Genomic DNA, 26,536 nt, shown 5'->3' on the forward strand with positions numbered 1-26,536 from the left:
GCGCACGGTCCGCATCCGCGCGGCCCGCCTGCTGCTGACGCTGCTGCTCGCCGCCGCGGGCGGGCTGTTCGCCGGGGCCTCGCCCGCCTCCGCGCACGCCGCGCTGCTCGGCAGCGACCCCGCGCAGGGAGTGGTGGTCGACAAGGCGCCCACCCAGGTCACGCTCACCTTCTCCGAGCAGGTCGCGTTCTCCGACAGCTCGCTGCGCGTTCTCGACCCCCGGGGGCAGCGCGTCGACACCGGAAAGCCGACCGATCTCAGTGGCACGACCTACGGCGTGCAGGTGCGGCCGGGGCTTCCGAGCGGCACCTACACCGTCACCTACCAGGTGGTGTCCGCCGACAGCCACCCCGTCTCCGGGGCCTTCACCTTCTCCGTCGGCGCCCCCTCCGCGACCACGGTCTCCGCCTCCGGTCCGACCGTGGGAGGCGGGGTCGTCGGCACCCTCTACGGGATCGGGCGGTACGTCTCCTACGCCGGGTACATCCTGCTGATCGGTGGGGGGGCCTTCGTGCTTGCCTGCTGGCAGCGGGGCGCCGGGGTGCGGGCCGTGCAGCGGCTCGTAGTCTCGGGGTGGGTGGCGCTCACCTCGGCCACGCTCACGCTGCTGCTCCTGCGCGGCTCGTACACCGGCTCGGGCAAGGTCGCCGACATCTTCGACCTGTCCCTGATCGGGCAGGTGCTGCAGACCAAGGCGGGGGCGGCGCTGGTGTCCCGGCTCCTGCTGCTCGCGGCCGCGGCACTGTTCATCGCGGTGCTGTTCGGTGCCTATGTGAGGCGGGACACGGAGGAGGCGGCCGCCGAGGCGGATTCCGGGCAGGGCGCGCCCGATGCGGATGTCGGGGCCGGCACTGTCGCCCCGTCCGCCGAGAAGCGGGACCTCACCTTCGGGCTCGCCATCGGCGGAACCGTGATCGCGGCGGGGCTGGCCGCGACCTGGGCCATGGCCGAACACGCCTCGACCGGCATCCAGACGGGCGTCGCCATGCCCGTCGACGTCCTGCACCTGCTGGCGGTCGCCGTCTGGCTGGGCGGACTCGCCACGCTGCTCGTCGCGCTGTACCGGGCGCCGTCGATCGGGACGGCAGCCGTACGGCGCTTCTCGCGCCTGGCGTTCGGCAGCGTCGTGACGCTGGCCGCGACCGGGGTCTACCAGTCCTGGCGCCAGGTCGGCTCCTGGTCGGCGCTGACCGGGACGACGTACGGGCAGCTGCTGCTCGTGAAGATCGGCCTGGTCGCCGTCCTCATCGGGATCGCGTGGACCTCGCGGCGGTGGACGGCACGGCTGGCGGACGCACCGGCCGACGTCGCGGAGGACACGGCTCAGAAGAAGCGGACGACGGTCGCGGCGCAGACGTCGGCGTCGGCGCAGACATCGGCGTCGGCGTCGGTGCCGGCCGAGCAGACATCGGCCAAGGCCACCGGAGCGGAAGACTCCCGCGCGGAAGGCGCCTCCGATCCGGCCGGAGCGTCCGGCAGGGCGTCCACGGGGTCCGGTGGCTCCGAGCGTGCCGCCCAGCTCGCCCGGCAGCGGGCCGCCGTGGCCGCCACACGCGCCAAGCGGGTCCGGGACGCCGACCCCGCCCGTGCCGGGCTGCGGCGCTCCGTCCTCGCCGAGGCGGCCGTCGCCGTCGTCCTGCTGGCCGTCACCACCGTGCTGACCACCACGGAACCCGGACGCACGGAAGAGGCGGCCAAGGCGGTCACCGCCTCCTCCGCATCGCAGCGCTCCGGGTCCCTGTCGCTGAAGATCCCCTTCGACACGGGCGGCCAGGACGGCAAGGGCACCGTGCGGCTCACCCTCGACCCGGCCCGCGTCGGTGGCAACGTGCTGCACCTCTACGTGACGCGCCCGAACGGCAAGGCGTTCGACGTCCCGGAGGTGAAGGTCGCCTTCACCCTTCAGGCCAAGAGCATCGGACCGCTGCCCATCGCGCCCGACCACGTCGCCACCGGCCACTGGTCGGCGAGCGGTGTCCAGATCCCCATGGCGGGCGACTGGAAGATCGAGGTGACCGTGCGGACCTCCGACATCGACCAAGTGACCGTGAACAAGAACGCGCAGATCGGCTGAACCCCACGATGGCTGACCAGTCCACCGACACCACCACCCCCAGAGCGGCCATCACACGGCGCCGGCTCCTCGGCACCGCGGGCGCCACCGGCCTCGCGCTCGGGGCCGCGGGCGGGGCCGCCGGATACGCCGCCGCCCCCGCCGAGAAGAGCGCTCCGCTCACCTCGCTGGGCGCGGACCGGGTGATGTTTCACGGGAAACATCAGCCCGGCATCACCGACGCCCTCCAGGCCCGCGGCCACCTCGTCGCCTTCGACCTGGCGGCGGGCGCCGGCCGCAAGGAGGCCGCCGCGCTGCTGCGCCGCTGGTCCGCCACCGCCGAGCGGCTGATGGCGGGAGAACCGGCCGCGCACGACGACACCGACGTCGCCCGTGACGCCGGCCCCTCCTCCCTGACGATCACCTTCGGCTTCGGACACAGCTTCTTCTCCCGTACGGGACTGGAGAACCAGCGCCCGGACGCACTGGACCCGCTGCCCGACTTCTCCTCCGACCACCTCGACACGTCCCGCAGCGAGGGCGACCTGTGGGTGCAGATCGGAGCCAACGACGCGCTCGTCGCCTTCCACGCCCTGCGCGCGATCCAGAAGGACGCGGGCGGCGCGGCCCGGCTGCGCTGGCAGATGAACGGCTTCAACCGCTCGCCGGGCGCTACCGCGCATCCCATGACCGCCCGCAACCTCATGGGCCAGGTCGACGGCACCCGCAACCCCAAGCCCAGCGACACCGACTTCGACCGGCGCGTCTTCGTGCCCGCGTCCGGCGACCCGGCGTGGATGGCGAACGGCTCCTACGCCGTCGTACGCCGCATCCGCATGCTCCTCGACGACTGGGAGAAGCTCTCGCTCAAGGCCCAGGAGGAGGTCATAGGCCGCCGCAAGTCCGACGGGGCACCGCTCAGCGGCGGCACCGAGACCACCGAGATGGACCTGGAGAAGACCGGCGCCGACGGCAAGCTGGTCGTCCCGATCAACGCCCATGCGCGGATCACCAGGCCCGATCAGAACGGGGGCGCGGCGATGCTCCGCCGCCCGTTCTCCTACCACGACGGTTTTGACCCGAACGGGACACCGGACGCGGGCCTGCTCTTCATCTGCTGGCAGGCGGATCCGCTGCGCGGCTTCGTGACCGTGCAACGCAAGCTGGACCGGGGGGACGCGCTGTCGCAGTACATCCGCCACGAAGCGAGCGGCCTGTTCGCGGTGCCGGGCGGCGCGGCGTCGGGGGAGTACGTGGGGCAGCGGCTGCTGGAGGGGTAGGGCCTGTCCTTCTCGGATCCGGTCGGCTGGGGCGGGCCCTCGATGGGGTGCCCTTTCCTCAGGTGCGAGCCTCGCGTCGGCAGGGCGCATTAGGGTGAGGGCATGCCAGCCAGCTATGCGTATCTCGGTCCCGAGGGCACCTTCACCGAGGTCGCCCTCCGTACGCTGCCCGAGGCCGCGACCCGTGAGCTCGTCCCGATGGTGTCCGTCCCCGCGGCGCTCGACGCCGTCCGCAGCGGCGAGGCGGAGGCCGCCTTCGTGCCGATCGAGAACTCGGTGGAGGGCGGCATCACCACCACGCTCGACGAACTGGTCGCCGGTGAGCCGCTGATGATCTACCGCGAGGTGCTCCTGTCGATCACCTTCGCGCTGCTCGTCCGTCCCGGCACGAAGCTCTCCGAGATCAAGACCGTCACTGCGCACCCCGCCGCCCAGCCCCAGGTGCGCAACTGGCTGAAGGCCAACCTCCCGGACGCCGTCTGGGAGTCGGCGGCGTCGAACGCGGACGGCGCCCGTCTGGTCCAGGAAGGCCGCTACGACGCGGCGTTCGCGGGTGAGTTCGCCGCCGCCCGCTACGGCCTCGAGGCGCTGGAGACCGGCATCCACGACGCGGAGAACGCGCAGACACGGTTCGTGCTGGTCGGCCGGCCCGCCCGGCCGGCGGCACCGACGGGCGCGGACAAGACCTCCGTCGTGCTGTGGCAGCGCGACGACCACCCCGGTGGGCTGCGCGACCTGCTGGGCGAGTTCGCCGTGCGGGGCATCAACCTGATGCTGCTGCAGTCCCGCCCGACGGGAGCCGGCATCGGGAACTACTGCTTCTGCATCGACGCCGAGGGCCATATCTCGGACCGCCGGGTCGCCGAGGCGCTGATGGGGCTGAAGCGGATCTGTCTGCAGGTGCGGTTCCTCGGCTCGTACCCGCGGGCGGACATCGAGCCGGACGCCGTGCGTGCCCCGCTGCCGGGGACGTCGGACGACGAGTTCGCCACGGCCGCGGACTGGGTGGCGCGCTGCCAGGACGGCCGGTTCTAGCGTCTCGTCCTACCTGCGGATTTTCATTGTCCACAGAAGTTATCCACAGGCGGCCTTCTCGATCTGGGGACAAGTCGACAGCGCGGCGTCTGCGAGTCGACAAATCGCTCTACGGGTCCCCCGTCCGTCCACCATCGCGTACACCACAGTTGTCCACGCGTTTCTTTCGATCAACCCATTGGAGCGACCCTTTCCACCCGAAAGTGCGGATGACGGCGGTTTGAACCTGGAATTCCCCGCCTCCCGCAGAGCTTTCGGAATGATCACCTCCGGTATCCACAGATCTTCCGCACAGCCTGTGGATAACCCTTCGGGGCCTGTGGACGCCTGTGGACGATCGAACCCGAAATCCGGGCCGGCTCAAGGAAGTCGGGTCAACGGCCCGGTCGCTAGCTGCCCCTTTCCGGCGACCGGCGCTCTTTTATTGCCACCTGACGTAATTGCCCCATAACGGAACCATTGCCCTGCGGATCGGAATACGCGGTCGTGTCGCGGAACTCCGCACCGGTAGCCTTGAGGGGTGATTGACCTTCGCCTGCTCCGTGAGGACCCCGACCGTGTTCGCGCCTCCCAGCGCGCCCGTGGTGAGGACGTCGCGCTCGTCGACGCCCTCCTCTCCGCCGACGAGCGGCGCAGGTCCTCCGGCGTCCGCTTCGACGAACTCCGCTCCGAGCAGAAGGCGCTCGGCAAGCTGATCCCCAAGGCCACCGGCGACGAGAAGGCCGAGCTGCTGCAGAAGGCCGAGCAGCTCAAGGCCGACGTCAAGGCGGCCGACGCCGAGCAGCACGAGGCCGACGAGGAGACCAAGCGGCTCCTGCTCCAGCTGGGCAACCTGGTCCACCCGGACGTCCCGCTCGGCGGCGAGGAGGACTTCGTCGTCCTGGAGACGCACGGCACCATCCGCGACTTCGCCGCCGAGGGCTTCGAGCCCAAGGACCACCTGGAGCTCGGCGAGGCGCTCGGCGCGATCGACGTGGAGCGCGGCGCGAAGGTCTCCGGCTCGCGCTTCTACTACCTGACGGGTGTCGGCGCCCTGCTGGAGCTGGCGCTCGTCAACGCGGCCATCGCGCAGGCCACGGAGGCCGGGTTCACCCCGATGCTGACGCCGGCCCTGGTCCGCCCGCGCGCCATGGAGGGAACGGGCTTCCTCGGCCAGGCCGCCGAGAACGTGTACCACCTGGAGAAGGACGACTTCTACCTGGTCGGCACCTCCGAGGTCCCGCTCGCGGCGTACCACATGGACGAGATCATCGACGCGGACAAGCTGCCGCTGCGCTACGCGGGCTTCTCGCCGTGCTTCCGCCGCGAGGCCGGCACGTACGGCAAGGACACGCGCGGCATCTTCCGCGTGCACCAGTTCGACAAGGTCGAGATGTTCTCGTTCGTCGACCCCGAGGACGCCGAGAACGAGCACAAGCGGCTGCTGGAGTGGGAGAAGCAGTGGCTGACCTCGCTCGAGCTGCCGTTCCAGGTCATCGACGTGGCGACCGGTGACCTCGGCGCGTCGGCGTCGCGGAAGTACGACTGCGAGGCCTGGATCCCGACCCAGGGCAAGTACCGCGAGCTGACCTCGGCCTCCAACTGCGACACCTTCCAGGCGCGCCGGCTGGCGGTCCGCATGCGCGACGGCAAGAAGGTGCAGCCTCTGGCGACGCTGAACGGCACGCTGTGCGCCGTACCGCGCACCATCGTGGCGATCCTGGAGAACCACCAGCTGGCCGACGGCTCGGTGCGGGTGCCCGAGATCCTGCGCCCGTACCTGGGCGGCCGGGAGCTGCTGGAGCCCGTGGCCAGGTGAGCACGGGAGAACATGCCGGTTATCCGTCCACGTTTCCCTACAAGCTGATCGCGACCGACCTCGACGGGACGCTCCTGCGCTCCGACGAGACGGTCTCGGAGCGCACACGTGAGGCGCTCGCCGCGGCCACCGCGGCGGGCGCCGCGCACATCGTCGTCACCGGGCGGGCGGTCCCGTGGACCCGCCCCGTCCTCGACGACCTCGGCTACCGGGGTCTCGCCGTGTGCGGCCAGGGCGCGCAGGTCTACGACGCGGGCGAGCACCGTCTGCTGACGTCGGTGACGCTGGACCGGCAGATAGCGGCTCTGGCCCTGGCCAAGATCGAGGCGGAGGTGGGCCCGCTGCTGCTGGCGGCGAGCCGGGACGGCCTGGAGGGGGAGGTCCTGGTCGGCCCCGGCTACCGGGTCCATGACGGGCCGCTGCCGTACCAGCCGATCAAGGACGTGGCGGACCTGTGGTCGGCGCCGCTGAACAAGGTCTACCTCCAGCACCCGACCCTCAGCGACGACGAACTCGCCGAGGCGGCGCAGCAGGCCGCCGGTGGCCTCGTCGGGGTCACCATGGCGGGCGAGGGCATCGTGGAGATCCTCCCCCTCGGCCTGAGCAAGGCGACGGGTCTGTCCCTGGCGGCACGCCGACTCGGTGTGAAGGCCGCGGAGACGATCGCCTTCGGCGACATGCCCAACGACATACCGATGTTCGCGTGGTCGGCGCACGGTGTGGCCATGGCCAACGCGCACACGGACCTGAAGGAGGTCGCGGACGAGGTGACGCTGACCAACGACGAGGACGGCATCGCGGTGGTGCTGGAGCGGTTGCTGGTGCCGGCGTAACCGCAACAGCTTTGCGCGGAGGATGCGCGGATCGAACGCGCGCGGGGGTCGACCCCGACCACGACTTGCTTGTGATCAAACACAGCGCAAGACGGTGCCTTACCACTCGGCCAATCCTCCGGGTGGGCGGCCCACGCGATGCTGATCGCGTGCTCGAAGCGGCCGCCCCGGGCAGCTCCCCGTGCGGGGCGGGCTCGACGGAGTGGGTAACTACTCCGGAGCCCGCCGCGGGCTGCCCTGTCGGGAGCTCGGCGTACTGTCGTGCATGGACATCGCCCAGCTCCTCTCCCAGAACGTGGCGCCGGCGTGATCCGGCGTCGTGGTCATCACCACTGTGCCCGTTCGCCGAATCGGGCGCCACCGAATAAAGGCCGTGGGGGTCGGCGTCCTGCGAGCGCTAGCGGCGCCGCCACCTACGGCGCCGCGCCTTGCTGAAGAACCAGCCGGCGGGCGGCTCGTCCGAGCGCCACGGCTGGGGGGCGGGCGCCTCGTTGCGCCAGCGCGCTGCCAGCATCCGGGCGCGCGCGGACGGTTCCCTGGTCGACGCGGACCGTATGAAGTCCTCGTCGAACTCGACGCCGTCCCAGGTCTCCCCGGCCTCGTCCGCAGTCATCCCCGGTCCTTTCCCGCTGCTGTGCGTCCCCTTTGCCCAGTGTGCCGAGGCAGGTGTGAAGCCCCCGTCAAAAAAGGCTCCGAAAAGAGAAAGAAGACCGGGGCCCCGCCAAGGCCCCGGCTCCCGCCCACGGGGACTGTCACTCCTCGCCCGCCAGCGTCAGCGTCCGCAGCTTCTGCCCCGCGTACCAGGTGGCGGCCACGGTCACCACGATCAGCAGGACCGTGGCGGTGGGCAGCCCCACGTCCGAGGTGACCAGTGAGCTGTCGGAGACCTTGTGGGCCACGGCCAGCGACCACTGCTGGACGCTGAGCGTGCGCGCCCCGGAGACCAGCGAGCCGAAGAGCGCCTCCCAGACCAGCGCGTAGACGAGGCCGAACACCACCGCGTGCCGGCTCACCGTGCCGAGCAGCAGGAACAGCGCGGCGTAGGCGATGGAGGAGACCAGCGCCGCCACGGTGTAGGCGACCGCTATCTGCTGGCCGTTGCCGTTGAGGATCAGGCCCGCGACGAACGTGGGCAGCGCGGAGAACGCCATGGTCACGGCGATGGCGACGATCAGCTTGGTGAAGATGATCGTGGGCCGCTTCACCGGCTTGGCCAGCAGGTACACCACCGAGCCGTCGTCGATCTCGGGCCCGATCGCGCCGGTGCCCGCGATGACGCCGATGATCGGGACCATGGTGGCCAGGGCGAATCCGCCGAGGACGTCGTGGGCGACCTGGTCGTCGGCGCCGGTCAGCGCCCGGACGACCGCGGAGATCACGATCAGCAGGACGGGCAGCGCGCCGAGGATCAGGGCCCGGCGGCGGCCGAGCAGGCCCCGGTAGGTGAGGCGGGCGACTGTGGGGTCGTACATCTTCGGCCTCCTACGCCGCGACCAGGTACGAGAAGACGGACTCGAGGGACTCGTCGGACGGCGAGACCGTGAGCAGCCGGATGCCGTGCTCGCGAGCGACCTTCGGCAGCAGCGTTGTGAACCGGCCGAAGTCGATCGCCTGGATACGCAGGGCGCCTTCGGTGAGGTCGACCTCGATACCGGAGGTCGACGGGTCGGCGATCAGCGCGGCGGCCAGGGCCCGGTCGTCGCTGGAACGCACCAGATAGCGGTGCGGGCGGTCGGTCATCAGGCGGCGGATCCTGCGGAAGTCCCCGCTCGCCGCGTGCCGTCCGGCGACGATCACCTCGATGTGCGAGGCCAACTGCTCGACCTCTTCGAGGATGTGGGAGGAGAACAGCACGGTGCGGCCCTCGGCGCCCATACGCCGCAGCAGCTCCATGAGTTGCATGCGCTGGCGCGGGTCCATGCCGTTGAACGGCTCGTCGAGCAGCAGCAGCGACGGGTCGTGCACGAGCGCGGACGCCATCTTCACGCGCTGCCGCATGCCCTTGGAGTACGTGGAGATCTTCCGGTCCTGTGCGTATTCCATCTCGACCGTGGCCAGGGCCCGCTGGGCGGCCTTGGCGCCGAGGCCGTGCAACTCGGCGTTGGCGACGACGAATTCGCGGCCCGTGAGGAAGTCGTACATCGCCTCACGCTCGGGGACGATGCCGATGTGCCGGTAGATCTCCTCGTTGCGCCACACCGGCTGTCCGTCGAGGGTGACGGACCCGGTGGAGGGGGCGAGGAAGCCGCCCATCATGTTGATGAGGGTGGACTTCCCGGCGCCGTTCGGGCCCAGCAGGCCGGTGACTCCGGGACCGATGGTCATCGTGACGTCGTTGACGGCGACCACGTTGCCGAACCAGCGGGAGACATGGTCGATGGTGAGCGTTGTCACAGTCCGACCTTTCGGTAGCGGCGCGTCAGCAGGCCGTAGCTGCCGGCGACGAGCCCGAGGGCGACGAGGAGGAAGACGATTCCCTGCGCGGTCGAGGGTCCGTGCCCACCGGGGTAGGAGGAGGTCGCGCCGAGGAAGGCGGTCTGCACTCCGTCGATGAGCGTGATGGGCGAGAACAGGCCCATCCACACCAGCGCGGTGGAACTGCCCGAGTGGACCTCCGCTATCGCCTGGATCGTGGAGACGGCTCCGTAGGAGATGGTCAGGACGGCGATGACGGCCGCGATGCCGAAGCCGCGCCGGGGCGTGGCCGCCGCGATGACGAGGCTGATTCCGGAGAACAGCAGGGAGAGCAGCGCCACGGAGACCAGTCCTTCGGCGAATCCCTTGGTCTGGTGGGCGAAGTCCAGCTTGGCGAGCAGTGCGCCCACGTAGAGGACGAGCAGGGGGGCGGCCGTCAGGATGAACATCGCCGAGGCCAGTGCCGCGTACTTGGCGCGGACGTAGTCGGCGGTCTCGATGGGGCGGGAGAAGTACAGCGGAACGGTCTTGAAGCGCAGGTCGCGCGAGACCGCCTGGGGTGCCTGCGAGGCCACGTAGAGGCCGATGAGGGCCTGCATGATGATCGCGTAGCGCGTGTACTCGACAGGCAGGTCCTTCGCCTTGGTGGCGACCGCGACCGCGACCATGATCAGCGCGGGGGCGCACATCACGACGAACAGCAGCATCGGCAGCACCTTCGACTTCACCGAGCGGCCGAGGCCGTAGGCGCCGCGCAGGGACTGCGAGTACAGCGAGCGGCGGGCGTAGGCGCGGCCCAGGCGGGGGCCGTCGTACGAGCGGTAGCCGATGTTGTGGATCCGGGTCTGTTCGGCCGCGTGGGCCAGGGGCTGCTCAACCGCCATGACCGACGGCCTCCTTCCGCTCGGCGTCGCTGTCCTTGAAGACCTCCGCGATGTGGTGCCTGCGCTGCTCCATACGGATGAGGCCGAGACCGAGGTCGGCGACGACGTCCCGGACGAGGTCGTACGTCTGCTCGCCCTCCGCGGTCAGCAGCAGGATGTGGCCGGAGCCCGGCAGGCCGCTGCCGTCCTGTGTGGTCACCCCGCGCGCGTGGAGCGCGTCGCGCACCGCGCGGGTGCCGTCGGGGTGCTCGTCGGAGTCGGTCACCTCGATCGCGAGGGTCGTGGTGGTCTGGGTGAAGTCACGGGTGGAGCTGGACCGCAGCAGCTTGCCGCCGTCGATGATGACGACGTGGTCGCAGGTGCGTTCGAGCTCGCCCAGCAGGTGGGAGGTGACCAGGACCGAGATGCCGAAGTCGGTGTGCACGCGACGGATCAGGCCGAGCATCTCGTCGCGGCCGACCGGGTCGAGACCGTTGGTCGGCTCGTCCAGGAACACCAGCTGCGGGTCGTGGACCAGGGCCTGGGCGAGCTTCACGCGCTGCTTCATGCCGGTGGAGTAGCCGCCGATGGGGCGGTAGCGCTCCTCGTAGAGGCCGACGTGGCGCAGGGTGTCCGCGGTGCGCTCGCGGGCGGCGGCCGGGGGCAGGCCGGACATGCGGGCCATGTGCACGACGAACTCGGTGGCCGACACGTCGGGCGGCAGGCAGTCGTGCTCGGGCATGTATCCGACACGCTCACGGATGGCGCCGCCCTTGGTGGCGACGTCGAGGCCGAGCACCTCGGCGCGGCCCTCGGTGGCGGGGGACAGACCCAGCAGGATCTTGATCAGAGTGGACTTGCCGGCTCCGTTCGCTCCGACGAGCCCGGTCACGCCGGGTCCCACGTCCACGGAGAGCCGGTCAAGCGCGGTCACCCTCGGGAACCGCTTGCTCAGGCTTTCGGTCGCGATCACAGTCACGACATCGACGGTAGTGACGTCGACCACTGCCGTCGTCAGACCGCAGAGCTGTCTGGGGGTCCGACTCGAGTATTACAGGCCCGTAAGGGTCACCCTCAGGTCGAACGGCGACGAGCTCGAGACGGGTGGCGCATTGTCCACATCACGGTGGTTTTCCACAGGCTGCGGGACCGCTGTTGACGCGACCTCTAACAACTGTCACATTCGCCGGTGTGACGTGACACGCCAGGGGCAGTGACGGGAGAGGGGGACGAGTGGCTCTGACGGGGGCGCGCGAGCGCCGGGTGCGGACGGACGGGATCGAGCTGTGCGTGGCCGAGCTGGGCGACCCGGCGCGGCCCACGGTGGTGCTCGTGCACGGCTACCCGGACAGCAAGGAGGTCTGGTCCGAGGTGGCACCCCGCCTGGCCGACCGCTTCCACGTCGTGCTCTACGACGTCCGCGGCCACGGCCGGTCGACGGTGCCGAAGCCGCTGCGCGGCGGATTCACGCTGGAGAAGCTGACGGACGACTTCCTGGCGGTCGCCGACGCGGTCAGCCCCGGCCGGCCGGTGCACCTGGTGGGGCACGACTGGGGCTCGGTGCAGGGCTGGGAATTCGTCACCGCCCGGCGCACCGAGGGCCGGGTCGCGTCGTTCACATCGATGTCGGGACCGTCCCTCGACCATCTCGGTCAGTGGATCAAGCGGCGGGTCCACCGGCCGACCCCGCGCCGAGTCGGTCAGCTGCTGGGCCAGGGCGCCAGGTCCTGGTACGTCTACCTGCTGCACACCCCCGCCCTGCCGGAGCTGGCCTGGCGCGGACCGCTCGGCAGACGCTGGCCCGGCATGCTGCGTCGCGCCGAGCGGCTGCCCGGCGGCGACTACCCGACCCCGTCGCTCCCCTCGGACGCGGCCAACGGCGCCTGGCTGTACCGGGACAACGTACGGCCCAGACTGCGCCACCCGCGCCCCGACGCGTACGCGCACGCGCCTGTCCAGCTCATCACGCCGCTGGGGGACGCGTTCCTGTCGGAGCACCTCTACGACGAACTGGAGCGGTGGGCACCGCGGTTGATCCGCCGTACTCTGCCGGACAAGCACTGGGTCCCGCGCACCCGGCCCGACCAAGTCGCAGCCTGGATCGCTCAGTTCGTGACGGACGTGGAGAACGGCCGTTCGGCGCCCGTCGGGAGCGGGCGGTACGCCGAGCGGTTCGGTGGGCAACTCGTGCTGGTGACGGGCGCGGGCAGCGGCATCGGACGGGCCACGGCGGTCGCGTTCGCCAAGGCCGGAGCGCGCGTGGTGGTGGTCGACCGGAACGGCGAAGGCGCCGCCCGGACAGCCGAGTTGGCCCGGCGCGGCGGTGCCCTTCAGGCCTTTGCCGAGACGGTCGATGTCTCCGACGAGCAGGCGATGGAGGAGCTCGCCGAGAAGGTCTCCGCCGCGTACGGGGTGGTGGACGTCCTGGTGAACAACGCCGGGATCGGTCTGTCCGGCTCCTTCTTCGAGACCACCGCCGAGGACTGGCGCACGGTCCTCGACGTCAACTTGTGGGGTGTCATTCACGGTTGCCGGCTGTTCGGCAAGCAGATGGCCGAGCGCGGGCAGGGCGGCCACATCGTCAACGTCGCGTCGGCGGCCGCGTACCAGCCGTCGAAGGTGCTGCCGGCCTACAGCACGTCCAAGGCGGCCGTCCTGATGCTCAGCGAGTGTCTGCGCGCGGAGTTGGCCGGGCGCGGCGTCGGAGTGTCCGCGATCTGTCCCGGCTTCGTCCACACGGACATCACGACGACGGCGCGGTTCGTGGGCGTGGACGCGGAGGAGGAGAGGCGACTGCGGAAGAGGACCAACCTGCTGTACGGACTGCGTGGTTACCGACCGGAGAGGGTCGCCGACGCGGTTCTGCGGGCGGTGGTCCGCAATCAGGCGGTCGTACCGGTCACCCCGGAGGCACGGAGCGCGCGATTGCTGTCCCGCATCGCCCCGGGGCTGTTGCGCGCGATCGCACGGATCGATCCGCCACTGTGACCTGATGACAAGCAAGTTGGCGAACCACCGTCGGTCGCAGGACGGTTGGGCAAGTCGGCTGTATGTACGAGGTACTTGCCGAACACTCCCAAGACGAAGAGAAGTTGTCCACAGAGTCGCCAATTTCCTTGTGGATAACTCGGGTTGGTTGTGGATCAAACATCGGGAACGAAATCAAGTGCGTGATCCCCGTCTCTCCCGCAGGCTGGAAAGATGACGGAAAGGAATGACGACAGACGTACCGTGACGGTGTCGAAGTACCTCTCGAAGCACCTGCGGCACCGGCCGGATCGCATCGGGATCACGCTGGAGGACGGCGGCTGGGTGGAGATCGACACGCTGCTCGCCGCGGCGGCCGCCCACGGCTTCCCGATCACCCGCGAGGAACTGGACCGGGTGGTGGCCACCAACGACAAGAAGCGCTTCGCGGTCGAGGGCACCCGCATCCGTGCCAGCCAGGGCCACAGCGTCGACGTCGACCTGGGACTGCCCCCGGCGGCCCCGCCCTCGTACCTCTACCACGGGACCGTGGCCCGCAACCTGGACGCGATCCGTGCCGAGGGCCTGAGGCCCATGGGCCGGCACGACGTGCACCTGTCCCCGGACCGCGAGACCGCCACCCGCGTCGGCGCCCGACGCGGCCGCCCGGTGGTGCTGGCCGTGGACGCCGGCGCCATGCACCGCGACGGCCACGTCTTCCACGTCAGCGAGAACGGGGTCTGGCTCACCAAGGCCGTACCGCCGCAATACCTGCGTTTCCCAGAGAGACACTGACTCGTGGCTGCGATTCCCGGGCCTTTCCGATCAATCTCGGCCACGACCACTCCCCGGCTCCCTTACGCTCGAGGCATGAGTCTGCGTCTGAGCACCGTGATCCTGCCGTACGTCCGCTGGCACGAGGGCGGGCGTTCCGCCTGGGAGCGTGCGGAGCAGCTCGGGTTCCACACCGCGTTCACCTACGACCACCTGTCGTGGCGGTCCTTTCGCGACGGCCCCTGGTTCGGAGCCGTACCGACGCTGACGGCCGCGGCCGCCGTCACCGACCGGCTGCGCCTCGGCACCCTGGTGACCTCGCCTAACTTCCGGCATCCGGTGACCCTCGCCAAGGAGCTGATCTCTCTGGACGACATATCCGGCGGCCGGATCACACTGGGCATCGGCGCGGGCGGCACCGGCTTCGACGCCACCGCGCTCGGCCAGGAGCCGTGGACGCCGCGCGAGCGGGCCGACCGGTTCGGCGAGTTCGTCCCGCTGCTCGACCGGCTGCTCACCGAGGACTCCGTCACCCACCAGGGAACGCACTACTCCGCGCACGAGGCGCGCAACATCCCGGGCTGCGTGCAGCGCCCCCGGCTGCCCTTCGCGGTCGCCGCGACCGGCCCGCGCGGCCTGAAGCTCGCCGCCCGCCACGGTCAGGCGTGGGTGACGACCGGCGACCCGAAGCTGTTCGAGACCGGCACCCCGGAGGAATCGCTGCGGGCTCTGCGCGCGCAGACCGAGAAGCTGGCCGACGCCTGCGCCGCGGTCGGCCGTGACGTCGCTGAGCTCGACAAGGTCCTGCTCACCGGCTTCACTCCGGATCGCGGCCGTCCGCTCCAGTCCCTGGACGCGTTCGTCGACTTCGCCGGCCGGCACGCGGAGCTGGGCTTCACCGACCTCGTGATCCACTGGCCCATCCCCGACTCCGACTTCGCGGCGGACGAGAAGGTCTTCGAGCAGATCGCCCTGGAGGCCCCGGCGCAGCTGGGCTGAACATGACGCGATGTGACGGCGCTGGTGAGCAGGGTCACCACTCAAGTGTGCGGGGTCTCGCACGGCCGTGCGGGCATATGCGCCAGAATGGGCCGGTGACCTCAGCGACCCGACAGTCCGAGACCCCGGCCTCCGCCCTCCAGCCCCGGCTGATCGCGACCGACCTCGACGGCACTCTGCTGCGCGACGACAAGTCGGTCTCCGAGCGGACCGTCGCCGCGCTGGCCGCCGCCGAGGAGGCCGGCATCGAGGTGTTCTTCGTCACGGGCCGGCCCGCCCGCTGGATGGACGTGGTCAGCGACCACGTCCACGGTCACGGACTGGCCATCTGCGGCAACGGCGCGGCCGTGGTCGACCTGCACGGCGGCCCCGGCGCCCACCGCTTCGTCAAGGTTCGCGAGCTGGCCCGGGACAACGCGCTCGACGCCGTACGACTGCTGCGGGACGCCGCACCCGGCACGGTGTACGCCGTCGAGCAGACGTACGGCTTCTACCAGGAGCCGACGTACCCGAAGCTGCACATGGAGATCCCGGACCTGCTCGCACCCGCCGAGGAGCTGCTGGCCCCGGACGCACCCGGCGCCCGTGAGCCGGTGCTCAAGATCCTCGCCTACCACCCGCAGCTGGACCCGGACGCCTTCCTCACCCTGGCCCGCCTCGCCGTCGGCGACCGCGCCACCATCACCCGGTCCAGCCCCAGCGCCCTGCTGGAGATCAGCGGCCCGGGCGTCTCCAAGGCGAGCACCCTCGCGCTGTGCTGCGCCGAGCGCGGCATCTCCCACGAGGAGGTCGTCGCCTTCGGTGACATGCCCAACGACGTGGAGATGCTCACCTGGGCGGGACAGTCCTACGCGATGGGCAACGCCCACCCGGACGTGATCGCCGCCGCGTCGGGGCGGACGGTCGCCAACAACGACGACGGCGTTGCCGTGGTGATCGAGCGGATCCTCGCGGAGCGGTCGTAGGTCGCCCAGCGGTCGCCTATCGCCAGGACCGTCCATCGGGCGCCGATCTCCTCGCGCACGGCTCTCAGAGTCGTACGCCCCGTGCCGTCAGCCACGGCACCGGATCGATGCCCGACCCCCATTCCGGAGTGACCCGGACCTCGAAGTGCAGGTGTGGTCCGGTCGAGTTGCCCGTCGTGCCCGACTGCGCGATCCACTGGCCCGTGGCCACCGGTTCTCCCTGGTCCACGGTGACGGCGGCGAGATGGGCGTACTGGGTGAAGTAGCCGCCCGGGTGCTGGATCACGACCTCGATCCCGAAGGCGCCGCCGCACGCCACCCGCACGACCTTCCCGGCGCCGACGGCCCGCACCGGTGTCCCGATGGGAACCGCGAAGTCCTGGCCGGTGTGCCGGTGCGCCCAGTGGTCGCCTCCGCTGCCGAACGGAGCGGAAAGTCTGTACGACTCCACCGGCGCCCCCCAGGCGCGGTGGGTACTCTGCCGCGGCCGGCCCAGATGGACGGCGCCCCGGCACGATCCCGTGGCGGCGGTCGCGTCGGCCTGCCTCTGCAGGACCTGCCGTGCCGCCTCGAGCTTCGCCTGAAGGGTCCGCCTTCTGTCCGCCAGTTCGGCTTTCCGCTTCTGCAGCAGCCGCGACTGCGCCGACGCCTCGGCCAGATCTGCGGCGAGGCGGTCCTCCACCCTGTGGATACCGACGACAGCGTCCGCAGAGGCGCGGTCCCCGCGCGTGAGGGAGTGCTGACTTCGCATCAACTTCAGCGTGGTATCGGGGAGGAGCGTCTGTGGCACATAGGGGGGAGCGACGCTCTGGTGGTACTGGGCGCGCGCTATCAGGCCCGGGTCCTTGCGGAGGGCCGCGCCCAGCCGGCGCTGCCCTATGAGGAGTCTCTCGTCGCGCCGTGCTCGGGCGCGCTGCCTCTCGGCTTCCCGTAGCCCGGTCTCGTACTGCCGCGCCACCACGGCGGCTTCGTCGTACAGGCGCGCCACCCGTATGGCGGCGGAGGAATCGGCGCCGTCGCCCACCGGCGCGCTCCCGGCCACGGCGGACCAGCCCGGAAGCGTCGTGAACGCGGACAGCACGACCGAAACGAGCAAGGCTTGCCGAGGGGATGAATGCATGTCAACGATCGTGGCCCGTGTCGCGGGCCCAGTCCTGTTGACGTCCTACGGCTGGAGGAACGGGCGGCCACGAATGGCCCAGCCGCATCCCTCATCCGGCTCCCAGCAGGTCCCCCCGGGCCTCCCGCTCCAGCATCTCCCGCAACGGCCCCTCCACCGCCGCCAGCTCGGCATGGCCACCCCGCTGGACCACCCGGCCCTCCGCGAGGACGATCACCTCGTCGACCCCCTCGAGTCCGGCCAGCCGGTGGGTGATCAGCAGGGTGGTACGGCCCTCGGTGGCGACGAGCAGGTCGGCGACGAGCGCGTCCGCCGTCGGCAGGTCGAGGTGTTCCGCGGGCTCGTCGAGGATCAGGACGGGGAAGTCGGCGAGCAGGGCGCGGGCCAGGGCCAGCCGTTGCCGCTGACCACCGGACAACCGGGCGCCGTGCTCGCCGATCAGGGTGTCCATGCCGTCGGGCAGCCCCTCCGCCCAGTCGAGGAGCCGGGCCCGTGCGAGCGCGTCCCGCAGTTCCGCCTCGCTCGCGTCCTTCCGCGCGAGCAGCAGGTTCTCCCGCACCGAGCTGTCGAAGAGGTGGGCGTCCTGCGCGCAGAGTCCGACCAGGCGCCGCACGTCGTCGCCGTCGAGCGCGTCGGCGTCCGTGCCGCCCAGCGTGTACGAGCCGGCGGCCGCGTCCAGGAACCGCAGCAGGACCTGCGCCAGTGTCGTCTTGCCCGCGCCCGAGGGGCCGACCACGGCGACCCGGCGGCCTTGTTCGAGGGTGAGGTCGAAGCCGCTGAGCGCGTCCCGGCGCTGCCCGTCGTACCGGGCCGTGAGCCCCTCCAGCACGAGCGGGAAGGGCGACGAGGGAGCCTGCTGCGGCTGCTCGGGTTGCCGCACGGGCTCCGGGGCGTCCAGCACCTCGTGGACGCGCTCGGCGCTCCGGCGCACCCGCTGGCGGTGCTGCACGGCGAGCGGCAGCCCCAGGACCGCCTCGAACGCGGCCAAGGGCGTGAGCACCACGACCGCCATGAGCACCCCGCCGAGCCGTCCCTCGGCGACGGCCTGTGCTCCCACGAGGGCGGAGGCCGCGACGGTCAGCCCGGTGACCAGCGCGGTGAGCCCGTCGCCGATCGCGGTCGCGGTGGCGGCGCGGGAGGCGATGCCGGTCAGTACGGCGTCGGCCTGCCGCGTCTGGGCGGTCCGCGCCGGAAGCACACCGGCGACCGTCAACTCGTCCGTTCCGGTCAGCAGTTCGGTCACCCGGGTCGCCAGTACACCCCGGGCGGGCGCCAGCCTCCGTTCCGCCCGGCGCGCCACGGCCCCCGTCACCAAGGGCACACCCACCCCGGCCGCGAGGAGCCCGACGGCGAGGACGGCACCGGCGTCGGGCAGCAGCCAGGCGGTGAAGCACACGGAACCGGCCGACACGACGAACGCGGCCCCTGCGGGCAGCAGCCAGCGCAGCCAGTAGTCCTGAAGCGCGTCCACATCGGCGACCAGCCGGGACAGCAGGTCGCCCCGCCGGGTCGTGCGCAGCCCCGCCGGAGCCAGCCGCTCAAGGCGCCGATACACGGCGACGCGGGTGTCGGCCAGCATGCGCAGGACGGCATCGTGGGACACCAGCCGTTCCGCATACCGGAACACGGCCCGTCCGATCCCGAACGTCCGCGTGGCCGTCACGGCCACCATCAGATACAGCACCTGCGGCTGCTGGGAGGCCCGCGAGATCAACCAACCCGAGGTGGCCATCAGCCCCACCGCACTGCCGAGCGCGAGACTCCCGAGCACCAGGGCGAGGACGAGCCGCCCACGACAGGGTCCGGCCATGGCGCGGACGCGGCCCAGCACGCCACCACCCCTGACCGGAGGCGGGACGTGGGCCGGCTCGCCTCGGGCGGCAGGCGTGCTCACCGGCTCCCGGCGGCGCAGCGACTCGAGGCCGGCCTGCGCGATGAGGCCCGACGTGACGTGGTGCTCCGCCTCCAGCCGCACCACTCGGTCCGCCAGCCGGAGCAGTGCCGGCCGGTGCACCACCAGAAGGACCGTCCGGCCGACGGTGAGACGGCGCACCGCTTCCACGATCTCTGCCTCGGTCGCCCCGTCCAGGGACGCTGTCGGCTCGTCCAGCAGCAGCACCGGCCGGTCGGCGAGGAACGCCCGCGCCAGGGCGAGCCGTTGCCGCTGCCCGGCGGAGAGGCCCGCTCCGTCCTCGCCGAGCACCGTGCGGATCCCCTCGGGCAGCGCGTCCACGAACGGAAGTGCCCCGGCGTCGGCCAGCGCCCTCCGTACCGCCGTGTCGTGCGCATCCGGTCGCGCCAGCCGTACGTTGTCGGCGATCGTGCCCGCGTACAGATGGGGACGCTGGGGCACCCAGGCGATCCGTGAGCGCCACTCCTCCAGATCGGCCGAGGCGAGATCGGCTCCCCCGACCCGTACGCACCCCTCGGTGGGCGGCACGAATCCGAGCAGGACGCTGAGCAGGGTCGACTTGCCCGCTCCGCTCGGTCCGACGAGGGCCACCGTTTCACCGGGCGCGACCGTGAGCGACACGTCGGACACCGCGGCGGACGACCGTCCGGGATAGCGGACGGTCACCTCTTCGAAGACGATCGGCCCGTTTGGGACGCGCCGCGCACCGGAAACCGGTACCGGATTCTCCAGCACCGCGAAGATCTCCTCGGCCGCGGAAAGCCCCTCCGCGGCCGCGTGATACTGCGTCCCCACCTGCCGCAACGGCAGATACGCCTCTGGGGCCAGCACCAGGATGACCAGCCCGATGTACAGGTCCATGTCGCCGTGGACGAGCCGCATACCGATCTCGACGGCGACGAGCGCGACCGAGATCGTGGCCAGGAGCTCCAGCGCGAAGGACGACAGGAAGGCGATGCGCAGCGTCCGCATGGTCGCCTGCCGGTACTCGCCGGTGATCCGCTTGATCGACTCGGCCTGGGCCTTGGCCCGGCCGAACACCTTGAGCGTCGGCAGTCCGGCGACCACGTCGAGGAAGTGCCCGGACAGCCGTGACAGCAACCGCCACTGACGGTCCATCTGGGATTGTGTCGCCCAGCCGATCAACATCATGAAGAGGGGAATCAGGGGCAGCGTGCCGGCGATGATCGCCGCCGACATCCAGTCCTCGGTGACGATCCGCGCCAGCACCGCCACCGGCACCACCACCGCGAGCCCCAACTGCGGCAGATAGCGCGAGAAGTAGTCGTCGAGGACGTCGATTCCCCGCGTGGCCAGAGCGACCAGCGAACCGGTCTGCTGCCCGCTGAGCCACCCGGGACCGAGCGCCCCGGCTCGCTCCAGCAGCCTCGCCCGCAGTTCCGACTTCACCGCCGCGCTCGCGCGGTGGGCGGAGAGTTCGGTGAGCCAGGACACCAGGGCCCGTCCGACCGCCACGCCCACCAGAAGAAACAGAGGGGTGCGAAGTTCGGTGATCGAGTGGTGGTGCTGGAAGGCGCCCACCACCACCTCGGCGATCAGCATCGCCTGAGCGATGACCAGGGCCGCGCCGATGGCCCCCAGGCCGATGACCGCGCCGAGGAAGAAGCGTGTGGCCCGCGCGTAACGGAGCAGTCGTGGATCGATCGGTTTCACGTGAAACATGCCCTTCGGCCTGGGGCGGGATGTTTCACGTGAAACACCCCGTCCCATCAGATTCAGTGCACGGCACCGACGGAGGTGTCAGCCGCGATGTGCTGGGTGCCGATGCGCTTGCGGAACACCCAGTAGGTCCAGCCCTGATAGAGAAGGACGATCGGCGTGGCGATCCCGGCGCACCAGGTCATGATCTTCAGGGTGTAGGGGCTCGACGAGGCGTTTGTCACCGTCAGGCTCCAGTCCCCGTTGAGCGTGGACGGCATGACATTCGGGAACAGCGTCAGGAACAACATGGTGACCGCGGCCACGATGGTGACGCCGGAGAACGCGAACGACCATCCCTCGCGCCCTGCCTGGTTGGCCACGAGCGCCGCGACGAGCGCGGCCACCGCCACGACCAGGGCGACGAGGCTCTTGCCGTCCCCTCGGTCGATCTGAGCCCAGGCGAGGAAGAGAAGTGCCAGCCCGGCGGTCACCAACCCGACGCCCAGGGCCAGCTTCCGCGCCCGCTGCCGGATGTCCCCGACGGTCTTCAGTGCGGTGAACACCGTCCCGTGGAAGGTGAACAGGGCCAGCGTGACCAGGCCGCCGAGGAGCGCGAACGGATTGAGCAGATCCCAGACGGTGCCCACGTACTCCAGGTGCTGGTCGATCTTCACACCCCGCACGATGTTGGCGAAGGCCACACCCCACAGGAACGCCGGGATCAGCGAGGTCCAGAAGATCGCGTTCTCCCAGTTCCGCTGCCAGTTCTCCTCGGGCCGCTTCGCCCGGTACTCGAAGGCGACACCGCGCACGATCAGACAGACCAGGATGACCAGCAGCGGCAGATAGAAGCCGGAGAAGAGCGTGGCGTACCAGTCGGGGAAGGCGGCGAACGTGGCGCCGCCCGCGCTGAGCAGCCATACCTCGTTGCCGTCCCAGACCGGACCAATCGTGTTGATCAGTACCCGCCGCTCGGGGCGGTTGCGGGCCAGCAGCTTGGTGAGGATGCCGACTCCGAAGTCGAAGCCCTCCAGGAAGAAGTAGCCGATCCAGAGGACCGCGATGAGGACGAACCAGACGTCGTGAAGTTGCATGGTGTGAGCGCTCCCTCGGCCTAGTACGAGAAGGCCATCGGCTTGTCGGCGTCCCTTGAGTCGCCGCCGAGCCTGGTGGGCGGGTTGAGATCGGACTCGGTGAGCTCGGGCGGTCCGGCCTTGACGTACTTCGTCAGCAGCTTCACCTCGACGACGGCGAGGATCGCGTAGAGCACGGTGAACACGGTCATCGACGTGATGACCTCGCCCTGCGATACACCGGGGGAGACGGCGTCACGGGTGCGCAGCACGCCGTAGACGACCCATGGCTGACGGCCCATCTCGGTGAAGATCCAGCCCCAGGAGTTGGCGATGAGCGGGAAGGCGAGCGTCCAGATCGCGATGCGCCAGTACCAGGTGGTGAGCGTCGGGCCGAGCGGCTTGTTCCTGAACAGGACCAGATGCGGCACCTCGTCCTCACCGACCCGCAGATGCTGCGGCAGCAGGAACTTCTTGCGGGTCAGCCAGAGCCCGGCCAGGCCGATGGCGAAGGACGCCATGCCGAAGCCGATCATCCAGCGGAAGCCCCAGAAGGTGACGGGAATGATCGGGCGGTAGTCGCCGGGGCCGTACTTCTGCTCTTCGGCCTTGTTGGTGTCGTTGATGCCGGGGACGTACGAGGTGAAGTCGTCGTCGGCCAGGAAGGACAGCAGGCCGGGAACGGACAGTTCGACCGAGTTGTGTCCCTTGCTGACGTCGCCGTAGGCGAAGATCGAGAAAGGTGCCGAGTTCTGACCGTCCCACAGGGCCTCGGCGGCGGCCATCTTCATCGGCTGCTGCTTGAACATGACCTTGCCGAGGACGTCGCCGCTGACCGCGGTGAGCAGGCCGGCGATGACGACGGTGACCAGTCCGAGCCGCAGCGAGCTCTTCATCACGGGGATGTGCTTCTTGCGGAGCAGGTGGTAGGCCGCGATGCCGACCATGAACGCGCCGCCGGTGAGGAAGGACGCGGACAGGGTGTGGAAGACCTGGGCGAGCGCGGTGTTCTGGGTCAGGACGTGCCAGAAGTCGGTGAGTTCGGCCCGGCCCTTCGCCTTGTTGATCCGGTAGCCGACGGGGTGTTGCATCCAGGAGTTGGCCGCGAGGATGAAGTACGCCGACAGGATCGTGCCGATGGAGACCATCCATATGCAGGCCAGGTGGAGCTTCTTCGGCAGTTTGTCCCAACCGAAGATCCACAGCCCGATGAAGGTGGACTCGAAGAAGAAGGCGATGAGGGCCTCGAACGCGAGCGGGGCACCGAAGACGTCGCCCACGAAGCGGGAGTAGGCGGACCAGTTCATGCCGAACTGGAACTCCTGGACGATGCCGGTCACGACACCCATCGCGATGTTGATCAGGAAGAGCTTGCCCCAGAACTTCGTCGCCCTGAGGTGCCTCTCCTTCTCCGTCCGTACCCACGCGGTCTGCAGGCCGGCCGTCAGCGCGGCGAGAGAGATGGTGAGCGGGACGAACAGGAAGTGGTAGACGGTGGTGATGCCGAACTGCCATCGCGCCAGGGTCTCCGGCGCCAAAGCTATGTCCACGTCGTCCTTCTCCTTACGTCGCCACGGTCACGCGGCAGTTTGCCCGGTGTGCCCCACTCATCGCGGGAACAATCGGGCCCGCTTGTGAACGCGTTCACATTCACAAGCAATTATGGCGCATGGCAGTCGCAAGCCGGAGGGGTGGGGGGTCCTAAGGCGGGCCTGTTCGGCATCTGGCACAATCCCGCCCCGGCCCGGGCCCCACGCCACTCGCGCGGGACCCGGGAGGACTCCACTGGGCTGGTCCGAAGGCCGGGCCTAGAGCTCCTTGTGGAAGCCCTCCGCGACCTTCATGAAGATGTCGTTCGCCTCGGCCTCGCCGATCGTCACGCGCACCCCCTCGCCCGGGAAGGGCCGCACGACCACACCGGCCTGCTCACAAGTGGCCGCGAAGTCCATCGTGCGCTCCCCCAGCCGCAGCCACACGAAGTTCGCCTGCGTCTCGGGCACCGTCCAGCCCTGGGCGCGCAGCGCGTCCACCACGCGCGTCCGTTCGCACACCAGCGAGCCGACCCGGCCGAGCAGCTCGTCCTCCGCGCGCAGCGAGGCGATCGCCGCCTCCTGCGCCAGCTGGCTGACGCCGAACGGCACCGCCGTCTTGCGCAGCGCCGCGGCCACCGGCTCATGCGCGACCGCGAAGCCGACACGCAGCCCGGCGAGGCCGTACGCCTTGGAGAAGGTGCGCAGCACGCACACGTTCGGCCGCTTGCGGTACAGCTGGATGCCGTCCGGCACCTCGACGTCACGGACGAATTCGCGGTACGCCTCGTCGAGGACGACCAGAACATCGCCCGGCACACGGTCCAGGAAGCGCTCCAGCTCCTCCCGGCGCACTACGGTGCCCGTCGGGTTGTTCGGGTTGCAGACGAAGATCAGCCGGGTCCGGCCGGTGATCGCGTCGGCCATCGCGTCCAGGTCGTGCACGTCGCCCTCGGTCAGCGGCACCTGCACCGCTGTCGCACCACTGATTCGGGTGATGATCGGGTATGCCTCGAAGGACCGCCAGGCGTAGATCACCTCGTCGCCCGGGCCGCTCGTGGCCTGCAGCAGCTGCTGCGCCACACCGACCGAGCCCGTCCCGGTCGCGAGGTGCGACTGGGGGACCCCGAAGCGCTCCGACAGCTCGCTCATCAGCCCCGTGCACGCCATGTCCGGGTAGCGGTTGAAGGACGCGGCCATCGTGGTCACCGTCTCCAGCACACCCGGCAGCGGAGGGTACGGATTCTCGTTCGAGGACAGCTTGTAGGCCACCGGGCCGCCGGCCGCGGCAGGCTTGCCGGGCTTGTAGGTGGGGATATCGTCCAGCTCGGCACGCAGCCTCGGGCTCGTCTCGCTCACCGCAGTCCTCCTCGCGCACACCACCGGCTCGTGACCGCCACCGGCGTCCAATGCTTCTCACCTTATGAGGATTCGAGGCCGCTGCGAATGGGCTGTGGACAACCGCTCCGCCCTGTGGATCACGGCATGGAAGGGCGGCGGCCGGGCGGGTGGCCGTACGGAGACGGCGGGTGGCCGCGCGGAGGCAGGCGGGTAGCTGTACAGAGGTGAGGCGGGCGGCCGTACAGAGGCAGGCGGGCGGCCGTACCAACTCGGACGGATCGCCGTACCCACCCGGACAGATCGCCACAGGAGCCCGCGTACATCACCGCGGGAAGGCGCGTGAAGCCAGGGGCGCGTCGCCCCATGTGGCACGCGCCGGTGGCTCACGCCGTGGCGCGCATCCCTCGTGAAGGTGAGTTGAGACCTCTTCGCAATATGGCCACCTCGACAGGCCCACGCGGGCCGTCACGCCATCTATTGACCTTGGATCGTTCAAGCCCCTTGCATTCGCAGGCACTTGGCTTTTTTCGATCATGCAGAAACGTATCTGTCAACGGGTGCATATGCGTCCGCACTACCCCACCACATGAGCCCTACTATCGGCTCGCCATGACAGCAGCAGGGAAGCACCAGGTGAGCCGGGCCGAGACCTCCCGCCGAGGCAGCCGGCCGGGCCGGGCGGGCATCAGAGACGTGGCCGCCGCCGCCGGGGTCTCCATCACGACCGTCTCCGACGCCCTCAACGGCAAGGGCCGGCTGCCGGACGCCACCCGGCGCCACGTCCGCGAGGTCGCCGACCGGCTGGGCTACCGCCCCTCGGCCGCGGCCCGCACCCTCCGTACCGGCAAGTCGGGCCTCATCGGCCTGACCGTGACGACGTACGGGGATGAACCTTTCACCTTCACCGAATTCGCGTACTTCGCGGAGATGGCCAGGGCCGCCACCTCCGCCGCGCTCGCCCGGGGATACGCCCTGGTCATCCTGCCCGCCACCTCGCGGCACGACGTGTGGTCGAACGTCGCCCTGGACGGCACGGTGGTCATCGACCCCTCCGACCACGACCCGGTGGTCACCGAGCTGGTCCGGCAGGGGTTACCGGTCGTCTCCGACGGCCGCCCGGCCGGCTCCCTCCCCGTCACCGCCTGGGTCGACAACGACCACGAGGCCGCCGTCCTCGGCATCCTCGACCACCTCGCGGAAGCGGGCGCCCGCCGCATCGGGCTGCTGACCGGCACGACGACGGACACGTATACGCACCTGTCCACGACCGCGTACCTCAACTGGTGCGAGCGCGTAGGACAGGACCCGGTCTACGAGGCCTACCCGGCACACGACCCGTGCGCGGGCGCCGTCGCCGCCGACCGGCTGCTGGCCCGTCCGGACCGCCCCGACGCGGTCTACGGGCTCTTCGACCCGAACGGCACCGACCTGCTCGCCGCAGCCCGCCGCTACGGCCTGCGCGTCCCGGACGACCTGCTGCTCGTGTGCTGCAGCGAGTCCGCCGTGTACGCCAACACCGAGCCTCCCGTCACCACGCTCTCCCTCAAACCGCGCCGGATCGGCACCGCGGTGGTCCAGCTCCTCATCGACGCCATCGAGGGTGTCCAGCCGGAGCAGCCGGTCGAGCAGGTGATACCGACCGAACTGATCGTGCGTACGTCGTCCGAGCGACGCCCGCACCGCACCACGGTCAGCCCGCCCCGGTCGCCCGACCAGAGGTAGCCCGCACGGGGCCCGCGGGTGACGCACCAGTCGCCCACGGGCGCCCGACGACCGGAGCACCGGCGGGAAAGCCCCGCCCATTTAGGGCGAATGCCGCGGTGAACTGGAGGGCTTCCCCGATTCACCACCCCTGGGTCATCACATGGCGCGATCCGCATTCCTATGATGGGCCCACGACACCGCGGGCCGCTGCGA

General features: G+C 70.4%; 20 protein-coding genes and 1 tRNA gene. 10 read left to right on the forward strand and 11 right to left on the reverse strand.

The genetic code is table 11. The annotated features are described in order from the left end of the window. Positions 1-13: 13 nt before the first annotated feature. The 5 genes from C3488_RS00295 (at position 14) to C3488_RS00315 (ending at position 6,999) form a co-directional block, all read left to right on the forward strand. Positions 14-2,074, forward strand: coding sequence for a copper resistance CopC/CopD family protein (locus C3488_RS00295; RefSeq protein ID WP_258053236.1), 2,061 nt, complete (start codon positions 14-16; stop codon positions 2,072-2,074). An 8-nt stretch (positions 2,075-2,082) separates the two neighbouring features. Continuing rightward, entirely contained in the window at positions 2,083-3,333 is a 1,251-nt protein-coding gene (gene efeB, locus C3488_RS00300; protein WP_103837235.1) for an iron uptake transporter deferrochelatase/peroxidase subunit, read from the forward strand. 102 nt (positions 3,334-3,435) lie between these two features. After that, positions 3,436-4,368, forward strand: coding sequence for a prephenate dehydratase (pheA, locus tag C3488_RS00305; protein ID WP_103837236.1), 933 nt, complete (start codon positions 3,436-3,438; stop codon positions 4,366-4,368). A 520-nt stretch (positions 4,369-4,888) separates the two neighbouring features. After that, complete coding sequence (gene serS, locus C3488_RS00310) at positions 4,889-6,166, forward strand: serine--tRNA ligase (RefSeq protein WP_103837237.1); 1,278 nt, start codon at positions 4,889-4,891, stop codon at positions 6,164-6,166. Next, positions 6,163-6,999, forward strand: a complete 837-nt coding sequence (locus C3488_RS00315) for an HAD family hydrolase (RefSeq protein WP_103837238.1) — start codon at positions 6,163-6,165, stop codon at positions 6,997-6,999. The genes serS and C3488_RS00315 overlap by 4 nt, the downstream gene beginning before the upstream one ends. A 16-nt stretch (positions 7,000-7,015) precedes the next feature. On the opposite strand, the gene C3488_RS40335 is transcribed toward C3488_RS00315, so the two are convergent. From C3488_RS40335 to C3488_RS00340, 6 genes are all read right to left on the reverse strand, one after another. After that, positions 7,016-7,119 (reverse strand) — tRNA-OTHER (locus tag C3488_RS40335). Between the two features lie 277 nt (positions 7,120-7,396). Continuing rightward, complete coding sequence (locus C3488_RS00320) at positions 7,397-7,612, reverse strand: hypothetical protein (RefSeq protein WP_103837239.1); 216 nt, start codon at positions 7,610-7,612, stop codon at positions 7,397-7,399. Between the two features lie 139 nt (positions 7,613-7,751). After that, positions 7,752-8,471 (reverse strand): ABC transporter permease, encoded by a 720-nt coding sequence (locus tag C3488_RS00325; RefSeq protein WP_103837240.1) that lies wholly within the window; start codon positions 8,469-8,471, stop codon positions 7,752-7,754. Between the two features lie 10 nt (positions 8,472-8,481). Further along, complete coding sequence (locus C3488_RS00330; RefSeq protein WP_103837241.1) at positions 8,482-9,393, reverse strand: ABC transporter ATP-binding protein; 912 nt, start codon at positions 9,391-9,393, stop codon at positions 8,482-8,484. Then, positions 9,390-10,298, reverse strand: coding sequence for a hypothetical protein (locus tag C3488_RS00335; RefSeq protein ID WP_103837242.1), 909 nt, complete (start codon positions 10,296-10,298; stop codon positions 9,390-9,392). The genes C3488_RS00330 and C3488_RS00335 overlap by 4 nt, the downstream gene beginning before the upstream one ends. Continuing rightward, positions 10,288-11,250 (reverse strand): ABC transporter ATP-binding protein, encoded by a 963-nt coding sequence (locus tag C3488_RS00340; protein WP_103837371.1) that lies wholly within the window; start codon positions 11,248-11,250, stop codon positions 10,288-10,290. Before C3488_RS00340 ends, C3488_RS00335 begins: the two co-directional genes overlap by 11 nt. Positions 11,251-11,510: 260 nt before the next feature. On the opposite strand from C3488_RS00340, the gene C3488_RS00345 reads away from it, so the two are divergent. The 4 genes from C3488_RS00345 to C3488_RS00365 all read left to right on the forward strand — a co-directional run bounded on the left by C3488_RS00345 (position 11,511) and on the right by C3488_RS00365 (position 15,982). After that, positions 11,511-13,265, forward strand: a complete 1,755-nt coding sequence (locus tag C3488_RS00345; RefSeq protein ID WP_103837243.1) for an SDR family oxidoreductase — start codon at positions 11,511-11,513, stop codon at positions 13,263-13,265. A gap of 213 nt (positions 13,266-13,478) precedes the next feature. Beyond that, the gene (locus C3488_RS00355) at positions 13,479-14,039 is read left to right on the forward strand and encodes an RNA 2'-phosphotransferase (protein WP_103837245.1); all 561 of its coding nucleotides are present in this window, start codon (positions 13,479-13,481) and stop codon (positions 14,037-14,039) included. A 75-nt stretch (positions 14,040-14,114) separates the two neighbouring features. After that, positions 14,115-15,017, forward strand: coding sequence for an LLM class flavin-dependent oxidoreductase (locus C3488_RS00360; protein ID WP_103837246.1), 903 nt, complete (start codon positions 14,115-14,117; stop codon positions 15,015-15,017). 77 nt (positions 15,018-15,094) lie between these two features. Then, entirely contained in the window at positions 15,095-15,982 is an 888-nt protein-coding gene (locus tag C3488_RS00365) for an HAD hydrolase family protein (protein WP_103837247.1), read from the forward strand. Between the two features lie 64 nt (positions 15,983-16,046). On the opposite strand, the gene C3488_RS00370 is transcribed toward C3488_RS00365, so the two are convergent. The 5 genes from C3488_RS00370 to hisC all read right to left on the reverse strand — a co-directional run bounded on the left by C3488_RS00370 (position 16,047) and on the right by hisC (position 24,637). Then, a complete protein-coding gene (locus tag C3488_RS00370) occupies positions 16,047-17,102 on the reverse strand; it encodes a M23 family metallopeptidase (RefSeq protein WP_103837248.1) in 1,056 nt (351 codons plus the stop codon). Between the two features lie 91 nt (positions 17,103-17,193). After that, positions 17,194-20,697 (reverse strand): thiol reductant ABC exporter subunit CydD, encoded by a 3,504-nt coding sequence (gene cydD, locus C3488_RS00375; RefSeq protein ID WP_103837249.1) that lies wholly within the window; start codon positions 20,695-20,697, stop codon positions 17,194-17,196. A 53-nt stretch (positions 20,698-20,750) separates the two neighbouring features. Then, the gene (cydB, locus tag C3488_RS00380) at positions 20,751-21,770 is read right to left on the reverse strand and encodes a cytochrome d ubiquinol oxidase subunit II (RefSeq protein ID WP_103837250.1); all 1,020 of its coding nucleotides are present in this window, start codon (positions 21,768-21,770) and stop codon (positions 20,751-20,753) included. Positions 21,771-21,790: 20 nt separating this feature from the next. After that, on the reverse strand, positions 21,791-23,299 hold the full coding sequence (locus C3488_RS00385) for a cytochrome ubiquinol oxidase subunit I (RefSeq protein ID WP_103837251.1): 1,509 nt from the start codon (positions 23,297-23,299) through the stop codon (positions 21,791-21,793). Positions 23,300-23,557: 258 nt separating this feature from the next. Then, positions 23,558-24,637, reverse strand: coding sequence for a histidinol-phosphate transaminase (hisC, locus tag C3488_RS00390; RefSeq protein ID WP_103837252.1), 1,080 nt, complete (start codon positions 24,635-24,637; stop codon positions 23,558-23,560). A gap of 591 nt (positions 24,638-25,228) precedes the next feature. Here hisC and C3488_RS00395 point away from each other — a divergent pair. Further along, positions 25,229-26,341 (forward strand): LacI family DNA-binding transcriptional regulator, encoded by a 1,113-nt coding sequence (locus C3488_RS00395; RefSeq protein ID WP_103837253.1) that lies wholly within the window; start codon positions 25,229-25,231, stop codon positions 26,339-26,341. Positions 26,342-26,536 lie beyond the last annotated feature (195 nt).

This window comes from Streptomyces sp. Ru72, assembly GCF_002920635.1.
Classification (GTDB): Bacteria; Actinomycetota; Actinomycetes; order Streptomycetales; family Streptomycetaceae; genus Streptomyces.